Below are 13,627 nucleotides of genomic sequence, written 5' to 3'. Positions count from 1 at the left end.
GATGGCGCTGCTGGAGGTCGAGGACCTGCATGTCGGCTTTCCCGTCACCGGGCGGATGGTGGAGGTGGTGCGCGGCATCTCCTTCTCCATCGCCGCCGGCGAGGCGATGGGGCTGGTGGGCGAAAGCGGCTCGGGCAAGAGTCAGACGGCGCTGGCCATCATGGGCCTGCTGCGCAGCCCTGGCCGCGTCACCCGCGGTAGCATCCGCCTGGATGGGCAGGAGCTGACGGCGGCCGACGAGCGCAGCATGCGCCGGCTGCGCGGCGGCACCGTGTCCATCGTGTTCCAGGACGCGCTGTCGGGACTGAACCCGGTGTTTCCGATCGGCACGCAGCTGATGGACGTGATCGCGGCGCATCGCGGCTTGCGCGGACGCGCGGCGCGCGACCTCGCGGTGGAGGTGCTGGAGCTGGTGGGCATCCGCGATCCGGCGTCGCGCCTGCGGCAATACCCGCACCAGTTCTCAGGCGGCATGCGACAGCGCGTGCTGATTGCCATGGCGGTGGCCTGCCGCCCGAGGCTGCTGATCGCCGACGAGCCGACCACGGCGCTGGACGTGACGGTGCAGGCGCAGATCGTGGCGCTGCTGCACGACCTGCGCCGGAAGCTCGGCCTCGCGCTGCTGTTCATCACCCACAACCTCGACCTGATGGCCGAGATCTGCGACCGCGCCGTGGTGCTCTACGGCGGCATGGTGATGGAGGAGGCGCCGGTGGCCGAGCTGTTCGGCGCGCCACTGCAACCCTACAGCCGTGCGCTGCTGGAATGCGTGCCCCGGCTGCAGGACCGGCCAGGCGCGCTGCGGCCGATCGAGGGTGCATCCCCCGTGCCCGGGCTCCTCGGCGCCGGCTGCCCGTTCCAGCCGCGCTGCGCGCTGGCCGTACCGCGCTGCGCGGCGGAGCGCCCGCCGGAGCGGATGCGCGGGCCGCACCGCGTGGCCTGCTGGCAGGTGGCGTCGTGAGCGCGCCGCCGCTGCTGCTGCTGGAGAATATCACCAAGCGCTTCGAGCTAGAAAAACGCATGTTGCCCCGCCTGCTCGGCCGCCGCCGCCCGCTGCTGGCGGTGGACGACGTGACGCTGGCGGTGCCGCGCGGCGAGGTCACCGGTCTGGTCGGCGAGTCCGGCTGCGGCAAGTCCACCCTGGCGCGGATCATGCTGCGGCTGGAAGAGCCGACGGACGGGCGCGTGGTGCTGGGCGGCACCGACCTGACGGCGCTGCGCGGTGCCGCGCTGCGGCCCGAGCGGCGGCGCATGCAGATGGTGTTTCAGGACGCCGGCGCCTCACTGAACCCGCGCAAGACCGGGGCGCGCCTGCTGGACGAGGCGCTGGTGCTGGCGGGCGAAACGCCTGAGGGCCGAGCCTTCCGCGCCGCCGAGCTGATGCGGCAGGTCGGGCTCGACCCTGGGTTGCTGCAGCGCTTCCCGCACGAGCTGTCGGGTGGGCAGAAGCAGCGCCTGGCCATTGCCCGCGCCTTGGCCATGGGGCCGGAGGTGCTGGTGGCTGACGAGCCGGTTTCCGCGCTCGACGTGTCGCTGCAGTCGCAGATCATGCGGCTGCTGATGGAGCTGCGCGACCGGCTGGGGCTGACCATGGTCTTCATCAGCCACGACCTAGCGCTGGTGCACCACCTCTGCGCCTCCGTCGCGGTGATGAGCGCGGGGCGCATCGTGGAGCAGGGCCACCCGCGCGACGTCTTGCGCGATCCGCAGCACCCCTACACCCGCCGCCTGCTGGCCGCCGTGCCCGGCAGCCGGCGCCTGGCGGAACAGGAGCAACCCGCATGACCGACAGCCTGGGCTGGCGCCGCACCTTCGGCGTGCTGGTACCCTCCACCAACACCTCCGTGCAGCCGGAGTTCGACAGCATGCGACCGCCGGGCGTGACCAACCATATCAGCCGCATCCGCATCCCCAACCTGCCGCTCAACAGCGACGACGATTTCAACGAGCTGATCCGCCTGATCATGGCGGCGCAGGACGAGGCGATCGACAGCGTGATGTCGGCCGAGCCCGACCAGCTCGTGCTCGGCATCTCGGCCGAAACCTTTTGGGACGGGCTGGGCGCCAGCCAGATGCTGAAGCGCCAGCTGGAAGCTCGCACCGGCCTGCCGGTGTCCATGGGCTCGGATGCCTGCCACGCGGCGCTGGAGCGGATCGGCGCCCGGCGCATCGCGGTGATCACGCCCTATTTTCCGGTGGGCGACCGCAACGTGGTGCGGTTTTTCGAGGAAAGCGGTTACGCCGTCGCCCGCATTCGCGGCCTGTCCTGTTCCAGCCCCGTGGCCATCGCGCGGGTGACGCGCGCCGAACTGGTCGCCGCGCTGCGGGCCGTGGACGGCAACGACGTGGACGCCATCGTCCAGGTCGGCACCAACCTCGCCATGGCGGCGCTGGCGCCGGAGGCCGAGCTTTGGCTGGGCAAGCCGGTGATCGCCATCAACACGGCCATCTACTGGCACGCGCTTCGCACCGCTGGCATCGCCGATGCGGTGGAGGGCTGGGGCCCGCTGCTGGCGCGGCACTGAGCGCCGAGCATAATCTTTCTGAACCAGGAGCAGAAACCATGGATCTGGGCGTTTTCATTCCCATCGGCAGCAACGGCTGGCTGATCTCGACGACCTCGCCGCGCTACAAGCCGAGCTTCGCGCTGAACCGCGAGGTGGTGCAGCGGGCGGAGAAATACGGCTTCGAGTTCGCGCTTTCCATGATCAAGCTGCGCGGCTTCGGCGGCGAAAGCGAGTTCTGGGACCACGCGCTGGAAAGCTTCACCCTGATGTCGGCGCTGGCGGCGGTGACCGAGAAGATCCGCCTCTACGCCTCCACCGCCGTGCTGACCCTGCCGCCGGCGCTGGCGGCGCGCATGGTCTCGACCATCGACAGCGTGGCGCCCGGGCGGATCGGCGTGAACATCGTCTCGGGCTGGCAGGAAGCCGAATACAGCCAGATGGGCCTGTGGCCGGGGCAGGAGCATTACGCGCGGCGCTACCAGTATTGCTCGGAATACGTGCAGGTGATGAAGGACCTGTGGGAAACCGGGCGGTCGGACCTGCAGGGCGACTACTTCCGGATGACCGACTGCGTGCTGAGCCCGCGGCCGGAGCGGCCGGTGCCGATCGTGGCGGCCGGCCAGTCCGGCGCGGGCGTGGCCTTTGCCGCGCAGCACGCCGACTACAACTTCTGCCTCGGCTCGGGCGTCAACACGCCGACGGCCTTCGCGCCATCCATCGCGCGGCTGGTGGAGGAGTCGGCCAGGACCGGGCGCGACGTCGGCTCCTATGTGCTGTTCATGGTGATCGCCGACGAGACGGACGCGGCGGCGATGGCGAAGTGGGAGCACTATAAGGCGGGCAAGGACAGCAAGGCGCTGGGCTGGCTGGACCAGCAGGCGAACAACGACGCCGCGGCCGATGCCAGCTCGACGGCCAGGGCGATGACCAACCCGGTGTCGATGGTGAACTTCAACATGGGGACGCTGGTGGGTTCCTATCAATCCGTGGCGCGGATGATGGACGAGATGGAGGGCATTCCCGGCCTGAAGGGCGTGATGCTCACCTTCGACGACTTCGTGGAAGGGATCGACGCCTTCGGCACACGCGTCCAGCCGCTCATGCACAGCCGCCGGCACGTCATGGCCCCTGCCTGACGGATGTTGCCCGTCAAAGGCTGACACCCCGCGCTCCATCTGGCCACGGGTCGGATGGTGTCGCGACGGAGCGGGCGGGGCTGAGCCTCAAGCTCTGGCCGTGAACCAAGCAGCCGCCGCGGCCTGCGTTGAGACGGGGTAACTGCGAGAGCGTGGGCAAATTTTGCAGCATGATCTGCGGGATGCAGGAATGGCATGCTAACAGGTTGGAAAACACACAACGCCACACTGTCGAGCGTCGATCATAGCGGTTTTCGTCTTTCCGCCTGCCTCATACGCCGGACTGTGGCCCCGCTTCATGGGCCGATCCCATACTGACGCGAAGACCGCCAGATTTTTACGCAGTGCGCAGACCGGGTATAACCAGGCAGCCCTGGAGAAAGCCTTATGCGCGTTTCTGAACGTCGCGATCGTATTGTTGAACTGCTGGTCGAGCATCGGCGAATGACCGTCGAGACACTGGCTCGACAGCTTGGGGCATCACAAGAAACGATTCGCCGGGACCTGACAGACCTCGCCGCCCGCGACAGGCTGCACAAGTTCCACGGCGGCGCCATGCTGCCCGACCGGATGGCGGAGGACGCCTTTGCCCTGCGCATGGCCGAGAACCAGTCGGCCAAGCAAGCGATCGGCACGGCGGCTGCCCGGCTGTTCGCGCCGGGTGACACGCTGTTCGTGGACACGGGTTCCACCACACTCGCCTTCGCGACGGCGCTGGCGCGGCGGGACGGGCTGACGGTGATCACCAATTCCGTCGGCATCGCGCAACAGATGTCACGCAACGGCAACCGGGCCTTCCTACTGGGCGGCGAGCACCGGCATGAGGCAGGCGAGAACATCGGCCCGCTCGTGTTGCAGCAACTCGCCGGCTTTCAGCCGGACCACGCGGTGCTGACGGTGGGTGGCATCACCGCGAGCGGCGTGCACGACTTCGACCTGGAGGAAGCCGAGATCGCACGGTCCATGATCGAGCGCAGCCGGCAGGTCACGGTGCTGGCGGATTCCAGCAAGTTCGACCGGGCCGCCCTGTTCCACCTGTGCCCCCTGTCGCGCCTGGGCCGGCTGGTGACCGACCGCGCACCCGCGCCGCCGCTGCTGGCCGCCCTGCGGGGGGCGGGGGTGGAGGTGATCCTGGCATCAACCGAAATATGACCGAATCAACATTCAGTCTGGCCGCTTTTGACCGATCGGTCATATATGATGGGCATGACCGACGCGCAGGCTGAACAGCACCCTTCCTTCGACATCGCCATCATCGGCGCCGGGGTGGTGGGCTGCGCGGCCTTCCGGGAATACAGCATGGCGGGCCTTCGGGTGGCGCTGCTGGAACGTGGGGCGGACATCCTGAGCGGCGCTAGCAAGGCCAATAGTGCCCTGCTGCATACCGGCTTCGACGCCGTGCCGGGCAGCCTGGAATCTGCCCTGATGCGGGAAGGCTATGCCCGCTACCGCGCCATCCACGCCAAGCTGGGCCTGCCGCTGCTGCAAACCACGGCCATCGTGGTGGCCTGGACGGAAGCCGACCTCGCCGCGCTGCCCGGCATCGTCGCCCGCGCCCATGCCAACGGGGTGGACGACGTGCGGCAGATCACCGCTGATGAGGTGCGGGCACGCGAACCGCATCTGGCGCCGGACCTGCTGGGCGGCGTGCTGGTGCCGGGGGAGGCGGTGATCGACGCCTGGTCCGCCCCGCTGGCCTATGCCCACCAGGCGCTGGCGCATGGCGGCACCCTGCTGCGCGGCACCGCCGTGACGGGTGGCACGCGGCATGGCACGGGCTGGTTGCTGCAAACCTCCGCCGGGCCGCTGCGCGCCGGGGTGGTGGTGAACTGCGCCGGCAACCAGGGCGACATCGTGGAAGCCATCGCCCGCCCCAGCCCCTTCGAGATCCGCCCGCGCAAGGGGCAGTTCGTGGTGCTGGACAAGACCGCCCACGCCCTGGCCCACGCCATCATCCTGCCGGTGCCCAACGAGCGCACCAAGGGCGTGGTGATCAGCCGCACCGCCTTCGGCAACCTCCTGGTCGGCCCCACGGCCGAGGAGCAGACCGACCGCGACACCGCCACGGTGGAGGAGGAGGCACTGGCCACGCTGGTGCGGCAGGGCGCACGCATGATCCCGTCCCTGGCGGCCGAGCCGGTCACCGCCACCTATGCCGGCCTGCGCCCCGCCACGCAGTTCAAGGACTACCAGATCGAGGCGCTGGCGGAGCAGCGCTGGGTCACGGTGGGCGGCATCCGCTCCACGGGGTTGACGGGCTCGCTGGGCATCGCGGCATTTCTGCTCCGGCTCTACGAGCAGCATTTCGGCCCCCTGCCGCCGCCGCCCGAACCCATCTGGACCCCCGTTCCCAACCTGGCCGAGGCACTGCCCCGCCCCTGGCAGCAGCCCGGCCGGGACGAGATCGTCTGCCATTGCGAGATGGTGACGCGCGCCGAGATCGTGGCGGCGCTGGAAGGCCCGCTGCCCGCGGGCGACCTGGGCGGGCTGAAGCGGCGCACCCGCTGCATGATGGGGCGCTGCCAGGGCTTCTACTGCACCCGCCGGGTCCTGGAGATCGCGTCACCGCACCTGCCCGGGCTGGCGGAGGCGGCGCGATGACGCGCCCGGTCATCATCATCGGCGGCGGCCCGGCCGGCCTCACCGCCGCGCGGACCCTGATCAGCGCCGGGCTGCAAGACGTGCTGGTGCTGGAACGCAACCCGGAGGCCGGCGGCCTGCCGCGCTTCGCGGCGCATCCAGGCTGGGGCATGCTGGACTTTCACCGCCTGTGGAACGGCCCCCGCTACGCGCGGGAACTGGTGCACGCGGCGTCCGGTGCCGAGATCCGCACCAACGCCAGCGTCGTGGGGCTGCAGCCCGGCGGCGGGGTGGAGGTCAGCACGGGCGCGGGCATGGAGACGCTGCGGGCCCGCGCCGTGCTGCTGGCCGCCGGCATCCGCGAGATGCCGCGCAGCGCCCGGCTGCTGTCCGGCACCCGCCCCTGGGGCGTGGTCAGCACCGGCGCGTTCCAGGAAATGGTGTATGCCGGCGGCCTGCGGCCTTTTCACCGTCCGGTGATCCTGGGCACGGAGCTGGTGTCGTTTTCCGCCCTGCTCACCGCCCGCCACGCCGGCATCCGCCCGGTGGCCATGATCGAGCCCGAGGACCGCATCACCGCCCGCCGCCCGGGCGACTGGGTGGCGCGGCTGCTGCTGCGCGTGCCCGTCCTGACCCGGACGCGCCTGGTGGCCGTGGAAGGCCAGCCCCGCGTGGAAGCCGTGGTGGTGGAGCGCGACGGCCAGCGGGAGCGCATCGCCTGCGACGGCGTCATCCTGTCCGGCCGCTTCGTGCCGGAAGCCTCGCTGGCGCGCGCGGCGCATCTGGCGATGGACAGTGGCACGGGCGGCCCGGCCATCGACACGCATTGGCGCTGTTCCGACCCCGCCTTCTTTGCCGCCGGCAACGTGCTGCGCCCGGTGGAACATTCCGGCGCCGCCGCGCAGGAAGGCGCTGCCGCCGCGCGCAGCATGCTGCGGGCCCTGGGCGGCACCCTGCCGCCGCCCGATGCCGCTGTGGCGGTGCAGGCGGCCGGCGCGCTGCGCTACGTGTATCCACAGCGCGTGCTGCCGGGGGAAGGGCGGGTGCGCCTGCTGGCGCGGGTTGGCACGGCCCAGCAGGGGCGGCTGCGGGTTTCGGCCGGCGGGCGGGTGCTGTGGCAGCGCCACATCAGCGCCCTGCCGGAACGCCGCGTGACGATCCCGCTGGATACCGACCTGCTGGACGGCGCCTCCGGCGTCACGGTGGAGCTGGCATGAGCGGGGTGCTGGCGCTCGACCAGGGCACCACCTCCAGCAAGGCCTATCTGTGGCGGGATGGTGGGCTCACCCTGGTGGGGCAACGCAAGCACCGGCAGATCCGGCCCCGCCCCGGCTGGGTGGAACACGACGCCGGAGAAATCCTGTCGCACTTGGGGGAGTTGCTCCGCCTCGCCGGCCCCTGCGCCGCCGTCGGGCTGGCCAACCAGGGCGAAACGGTGGTGGCCTGGGACGCCGAAACCGGCCAGCCGCTGCACCACGCCATCGTCTGGCAGGACGAGCGCACCGCCGATGCCCTGGCCCGCCTCAAGGCCCAGGGCGTGGAAGCCCTGACGCTGGAACGCGCCGGCCTGCCGCTGGACGCCTATTTCTCCGCCGGCAAGCTGCGCTGGCTGCTGGACCATGCCGAGGGCGCCCGCGCGCTGCTGCGCCAGGGTCGGCTGCGGCTCGGCACCAGCGACGCCTTCTTTCTGCACCGGCTGGCCGGTTGGTGCGCCACGGACCCGTCCACCGCTTCCCGCACCAGCCTGATGGACCTGCGGCGCCTGTGCTGGGATGCGGAGCTCTGCGCCGCCTTCGGCGTGCCGGTGGAATGCCTGCCGGAGATCCGCCCCACCACCGGCGACTTCGGCGTGACAGCCGGCGGTGCCCGGGTGGTGGCCAGCGTCGTGGACCAGCAGGCCTCGCTGTTCGGCCATGGCTGCCGCGCGGCGGGGGATCTCAAGATCACCTTCGGCACCGGTGCCTTCGCACTGGGCCTGACCGGTGCCGCGCCCGTTTCCGACAACACCGGCGGGCTGCTGCCCACCTGTGCCTGGCAGATGGAAGGCCAGCCGCCGCTCTTTGCGCTGGACGGCGGCATGCTGACCGCCGGCGCCGCCGTGGAATGGCTGCGCGACTGCGGCCTGTTGCCCGGCGGCCATGCGGAGCTGGACGGCTTCACCGGCCCCAGCGCCATCCAGCGCGGGCTGGCCTTCGTGCCGGCGCTGGCCGGGCTGGGCAGCCCGCACTGGGACCGGGCGACGCGCGGCACCTGGCTGGGGCTCGACCTGTCCACCGGCCCGGCGGATCTGCGGCGTGCCGTGCTGGAAGGCATCGCGTTGCGGGCGGCGGAGCTGGTGCGGAGCCTGCACGGCGCGCTGGGCGGCGGCACCGGGCGCATCGCGGTGGATGGCGGGCTGAGCCGCAGCGGCTACTTCACCCAATTCCTGGCGGATGCGCTCGATGCGCCCGTGGAGGTCGCGGGCTCCGCCGATGTCACGGCGCTGGGCGTGCTGCACCTGTGCCTGGAAGCGCTGGGCCGCCCGGAGCGCCCGGCGCCCGACGGCACCCGCCGCGTGCTGCCGGAAGCGCCGGTTCCCGCCGCGCTGCACGCCCGCTTCGCCCGCGCCGTGGAACTGGCGCGGGGCTGGCCGGGCGGCTGAGCGGCCTCAGCCGCGCCGGACGTTCCAGAAGGTCGCGAAGCCCGGCAGGATGCCCTGCAGGTCGGACCGATAGGCCGTCGGCTGGATGTACTGCCCGAAGGGCAGGTAGGGCGCATCCACTTCCAGCGCTTGGCGCTGGATGTCCTCCGCCACCTTCTTCTGCGCGGCGAGGTCGGGTGCGGCGAACCACTGGTCGCGCAGGGTCTCCAGCCGCTCGCTCTGCGGCCAGCCGAAGAAGCTGCCATTGCCGCGCAGCATCAGGTGCCCCGCCGGGTCCAGCTGGTCCATTCCTGCCCAGGAGGAGCAGTAGCAGCTCCAACCGCCTTTGTCCGTCGGCTCCTTGCTGGAGCGGCGCTGGATCACGGTGCCCCAGTCCACCGCCTGGTATTCGACGTTCAGCCCCACCTTCTGCATCATGTCGGCGGCGACATCGCAGGCATTCTTGACGTTGGGCACGTCCTGCCCCGCCAGCATCACCACCTTCTCGCCCTTGTAGCCGGCGTCCTGGATGGCCTTGCGCACCTTGTCCAGGTCGCGCGGGCCGGTGAGAGTCGCCATGCCGGTGTCGCTGGCCATGGGCGTGCCGGGGCAGAACACACCGACGCCGGTGCGGTACAGGTCCGGATTGTCGCCCACCTGCGCCTGCATGAAGTCGTCCTGCACGATGGCGCCGAGCAGGGCGCGACGGATGGCCGGATTGTCGAAGGGCTTGGACAAGGTGTTCATGCGCATGGTCGGGATCAGCCCGGTGGGGTCGGTGATCTCCACCTTCACGTTGCGGCCGCGCCTGAGCATCGGCAGCAGGTCGTGCAGCGGGAACTCCCACCAGTCAGCTTCGCCGCTTTGCAGCGCGCCGGCCGCCGTGGCCGGGTCCGGCACCACGTTCCATTCAACGCGGTCGAAATGCACGACCTTGGGGCCACCGGTCCAGCCGGGGGTGCCGCCCTCGCGCGGCTTGTAGTCGGCGAACTTCTCGTACACGACGCGGGCGCCGGCCACGCGCTCATCCGCCTTGAAACGGAAGGGGCCGGAGCCGACCATCTCCGTCACCTGCGTGAAGGCATCGGTCTGCGCCAGCCGCTCCGGCATGATGGCGCACATCAGCGACGGCGCCTTGCCCAGCGCGTTGGGCAGCAGCGGGAAGGGCGCCTTCATGCGGAACACCACCGTGCGGTCGTCGGCCGCGGACAGCTCGTCGGTGGCCGCCATCAACGCCTGGCCAAAGGCGTCACGCTTGGCCCAGCGCCGGATGCTGGCCACGCAATCCCGTGCCAGCACGGGCTGACCGTCATGGAAGCGCAGGCCCGGGCGCAGCGTGATGCGCCACAGCTTGCCGCCATCCTCCGCCGCCGCGCCTTCCGCCATCTGCGGCACCGGGCGCAGGTTGGCGTCCATGCCGAACAGGGTGTCGAACACCATGTAGGCGTGGTTGCGGGTGACGTAGGCGGTGGTCCAGACTGGGTCCAGCACCGCGAGGTCGGCCTGGGGAATGAACTTCAGCACCCGCTGACCCTGCGCCGCCACGAGCGAGGGCATGGACAACATGGCGCCCGAGGCGGCGGCGGTCATCAGCAGGCTGCGGCGCAACATCTGAGCTATTCTCCGGCTTCAGGCAAAGGGGACACGGCGCCGGCACAGTGCCAAGCTCCTGTTCGACCGGAAGCCTAGATTGCATCCGCCCATTCAGTCAATATTTCCACAAAAATTGACTATATGGACATCAGGAGCACAGCTTGGATCACCCCGTCGGCCCAGCTTCGCTTTCCCACAGGCAATGGTGCCGGCGGACCCTCTACTCGAGGTGAGCACTGATCCGGCGCCGATCACTTCATATTCTTCAGTGACCACCGCATTCAGCGCGGCAGCCGTCGTGTATCCGGCCGTCGCGGAAGGCTGTCACGGCAGGTGAGTATCATTCGGCATTCTGGGAACACCGGCCATCTGCCTGATAGAGAGGCTGAATGGGCACTAGCATTTCGTCGTCGAACGAAGGAACGAAGCGCTTCACTGGAAAATCTCCGAATGACCGCGAAACGACTTTCGGTCCGGCTTCTCAGAAAGCCACCATCCAGCCCCCTGCCGAAGACCTACGGCGTCACGGAAACACCATCTGGCCAGTTGTTCATGCGCTCACACGGATGTGGACAAAACATCTCGGCCCGGACGCGTTGTGGGTCTGATACGGATCGCCGGGAAACGCGACGATATCATTGCTGCATGTCTACCAAATCCCACTGCGCCGCGGAAACTGGACTACACAATATATCGGTGCATAGAACGATTTAGCGTTTGCACCGGCAACGCATCATCTGGTCGGAGATATCATGCTGCCGCCCCATCGCCAGCTCCACCTGGGCCTCTTCCTTCTTTCAACAGGCCACCATATCGCCGGCTGGCGCGCTGCCGATGCCTGGGCTGGAATGCCCATGGACTTCGGCATCTATGCCCAGGTTGCGAAGCTGGCGGAGGCCTCCTGCTTCGACATGGTATTTCTGGCCGACAACAATTGCGTGCCACAAACTGATTGGCCGGCGGTCCGCCGAACGACACGCGAGCATATCCTGGAGCCGATAGCCCTGCTTTCGGCGCTCGCCGTCGTGACCCAACGGATTGGCCTCGTTGCCACGGGCTCCACCACCTATTCCGAGCCATATCACGTGGCTCGCAGCTTCGGCACGCTGGATCATCTTTCCCGCGGCCGCGCCGGGTGGAACATCGTCACGACGTCCAACGCCAATGAAGCCTGGAACTTCGGGCGGGACGCTCATCTGGCCCATGCGGATCGGTACCGCCGCGCTGCCAGTTTTGTGGATGTCGCGAAGGGGCTTTGGGATAGCTTCGATGACGATGCGTTTTTGAAGGACAAGGCGAGCGGCATTTATTTCGACGCCGGCAAGCTCAACATTCTGGATCATCAGGATGAGCACTTTTCGGTTCGCGGGCCGCTGAACCTGTCCCGCCCGCCACAAGGCTATCCCGTGCTGGTGCAGGCCGGTGGCTCCGATGCCGGGCGGGATCTCGCGGCACGACAGGCGGAGGTGATCTTCTCAGTCAGTCAGACCTTGCCGGAGGCGCAGGCCTTCTACGCTGACATCAAGGCGCGTGTGGCGGGCCAGGGCCGCGACGCCGCTGCCGTCAAGGTCATGCCGGGCTTTTTTCCCGTGGTCGCACCCTCCCGAGCAGAAGCGGAGGACCAGATGGCCGTCCTGCAAAAGCTCCTGCATCCGGATGTCGGCCTGTCCCTCCTGTCCTTCCTGACCGGCGGCTTCGACTTCACGCCATATGATGTCGATGGTCCCCTGCCCGAACTGCCCGATACAGATGTCGGCAAGGCACGGCTTCGGGTCATCGCTGACCTGGCACGCCGAGAGAACCTCAGCATCCGGCAGCTCTACGAACGGATCGCCGTATCCCGCGGCCACAGCATGGTCGTGGGCAGCGCGGAGGAGGTGGCGGACCACATGCAGGAATGGTTTGAAGGCGGCGGTGCCGACGGCTTCAACGTCATGCCGCCCACCTTCCCAGCAGGATTTGAGGCCTTCACCAACCTCGTGGTTCCCCTTCTCCAGCGACGTGGTTTATTTCGCACTGCCTATAGTGGTTCGACCTTGCGCGACCATCTTGGCCTTCCCCGTCCGCCACGCGAAGCGCGTGGGCATGTCGCATTGTCCGACTGACCTTTGCAGGAATTCGCCGTGACCACAGCCCTGACCCGCCGTTCCACTCTTGGCTTGCTGTCTGCTCCGCTTCTGGCTCGCTCCGCCCTGGCACAGGGCACCGACTGGAAGCCGGACCGACCTGTTCGCATCATCGTTCCTTTCCCGGCAGGCGGCGGCCTGGACCTGGTGGGCCGGGTGCTGGCCGAAGCGATTTCCCCTGTCCTGGGCCAACCTGTTGTCGTGGAGAACCGCTCCGGGGCCGCGGGCGCGCTCGGCATCGAGCAGGTCTTTCATGCGGCCCCGGATGGCCACACCCTGGGCATCACCAGCGCCGGCAACATCACCATCGGTCCACTATTGCGCCGCACGCCCTACGCACCGATGGCGATGACCCATGTCAGCCGCCTGACCACAAGCCCGCTGCTGCTGATGACGCGGAAGGATCTCCCCGCAACGGACCTCGATGCCTTTATTGCCTGGGCCCGCGCGAAGCCGGAGGAAGTGCGGTTCGGCTCCGGTGGCATCGGTTCTTCCACTCACTTGGCGCTTGAGTTGATGAATGTTCGGATGAACACGCAGATGCTGCATGTGCCGTATCGGGGCACGACGCCGCTGCTGACGGACCTTGCCGCCGGCAATGTCGATATCGGCTTCAGCGATGCGGCCGGTTGGCCCATGGTAGAGCAAGGAACGCTGCGCTTGCTGGCCGTTTCCACGGCCGAGGCCTGGCCCCGCAGTCCAACCACGCCCACCTTGGACAGCCGCCTCGGAGACTTCCGCGTCAGCAACTGGTATGGGCTGGTGGCTCCGCCTGCGCTGCCAGCACCGATCCTGGCCAAGCTGGAGACCGTCACGGCGGAAGCACTGGCACTTCCGACCGTGCAATCGGTTTATGCGTCATCTGGCTTTACGGCCTCGGCGATGCCGCAGGCGCTGTTTCAACCCTATCTGGCGCGTGAAATAGCTCTCTGGAACGACGTGATCAACGCGGCCAAGATCGAGCGTGAGAATTGACGTAATCCATGCGCTTCATTCGATTGATCAACAATAATGCAACATGGTCACGTTCATGGCCTCGGACATCCAGTTCATTCGATACACTGC

At 68.6% G+C, this 13,627-nt stretch carries 11 protein-coding genes; 10 read left to right on the top strand and 1 reads right to left on the bottom strand.

Features of this window, described 5'->3' with window-relative positions; all coding sequences use genetic code 11:
- Position 1: 1 nt before the first annotated feature.
- The 8 genes from IAI59_RS20185 (at position 2) to IAI59_RS20150 (ending at position 8,864) form a co-directional block, all read left to right on the top strand.
- A complete protein-coding gene (locus tag IAI59_RS20185) occupies positions 2-961 on the top strand; it encodes an ABC transporter ATP-binding protein (protein WP_207415471.1) in 960 nt (319 codons plus the stop codon).
- Positions 958-1,785, top strand: coding sequence for an ATP-binding cassette domain-containing protein (locus tag IAI59_RS20180; protein WP_207415472.1), 828 nt, complete (start codon positions 958-960; stop codon positions 1,783-1,785). The genes IAI59_RS20185 and IAI59_RS20180 overlap by 4 nt, the downstream gene beginning before the upstream one ends.
- Positions 1,782-2,525 carry a maleate cis-trans isomerase family protein gene (locus tag IAI59_RS20175; protein WP_207415473.1) on the top strand — a complete coding sequence of 248 codons (744 nt, stop codon included), beginning with the start codon at positions 1,782-1,784 and terminating at the stop codon, positions 2,523-2,525. The genes IAI59_RS20180 and IAI59_RS20175 overlap by 4 nt, the downstream gene beginning before the upstream one ends.
- Before the next feature lie 38 nt (positions 2,526-2,563).
- Positions 2,564-3,643, top strand: a complete 1,080-nt coding sequence (gene rutA / locus IAI59_RS20170; protein WP_207415120.1) for a pyrimidine utilization protein A — start codon at positions 2,564-2,566, stop codon at positions 3,641-3,643.
- A gap of 387 nt (positions 3,644-4,030) precedes the next feature.
- Positions 4,031-4,795 (top strand): DeoR/GlpR family DNA-binding transcription regulator, encoded by a 765-nt coding sequence (locus IAI59_RS20165; protein ID WP_207415121.1) that lies wholly within the window; start codon positions 4,031-4,033, stop codon positions 4,793-4,795.
- Between the two features lie 54 nt (positions 4,796-4,849).
- Entirely contained in the window at positions 4,850-6,244 is a 1,395-nt protein-coding gene (locus IAI59_RS20160; RefSeq protein ID WP_207415122.1) for an NAD(P)/FAD-dependent oxidoreductase, read from the top strand.
- Positions 6,241-7,440, top strand: a complete 1,200-nt coding sequence (locus tag IAI59_RS20155) for an NAD(P)/FAD-dependent oxidoreductase (protein WP_207415123.1) — start codon at positions 6,241-6,243, stop codon at positions 7,438-7,440. The genes IAI59_RS20160 and IAI59_RS20155 overlap by 4 nt, the downstream gene beginning before the upstream one ends.
- Positions 7,437-8,864, top strand: coding sequence for an FGGY family carbohydrate kinase (locus IAI59_RS20150; RefSeq protein WP_207415124.1), 1,428 nt, complete (start codon positions 7,437-7,439; stop codon positions 8,862-8,864). The genes IAI59_RS20155 and IAI59_RS20150 overlap by 4 nt, the downstream gene beginning before the upstream one ends.
- Positions 8,865-8,870: 6 nt before the next feature.
- Here IAI59_RS20150 and IAI59_RS20145 read toward each other — a convergent pair whose 3' ends face one another.
- Positions 8,871-10,454: an ABC transporter substrate-binding protein gene (locus tag IAI59_RS20145; protein WP_207415125.1), complete on the bottom strand. Its 1,584-nt coding sequence runs from the start codon at positions 10,452-10,454 to the stop codon at positions 8,871-8,873.
- Positions 10,455-11,188: 734 nt separating this feature from the next.
- Here IAI59_RS20145 and IAI59_RS20140 point away from each other — a divergent pair.
- Together IAI59_RS20140 and IAI59_RS20135 are read left to right on the top strand one after the other, a co-directional pair.
- A complete protein-coding gene (locus IAI59_RS20140; protein ID WP_207415126.1) occupies positions 11,189-12,541 on the top strand; it encodes an LLM class flavin-dependent oxidoreductase in 1,353 nt (450 codons plus the stop codon).
- Positions 12,542-12,559: 18 nt separating this feature from the next.
- Positions 12,560-13,537 carry a Bug family tripartite tricarboxylate transporter substrate binding protein gene (locus tag IAI59_RS20135; RefSeq protein WP_207415127.1) on the top strand — a complete coding sequence of 326 codons (978 nt, stop codon included), beginning with the start codon at positions 12,560-12,562 and terminating at the stop codon, positions 13,535-13,537.
- The last annotated feature ends 90 nt before the right edge of the window (positions 13,538-13,627 follow it).

The organism is Roseomonas haemaphysalidis (assembly GCF_017355405.1).
Classification (GTDB): Bacteria; Pseudomonadota; Alphaproteobacteria; order Acetobacterales; family Acetobacteraceae; genus Pseudoroseomonas; species Pseudoroseomonas haemaphysalidis.
This window is presented reverse-complemented; position numbering and strand designations above follow the sequence as displayed.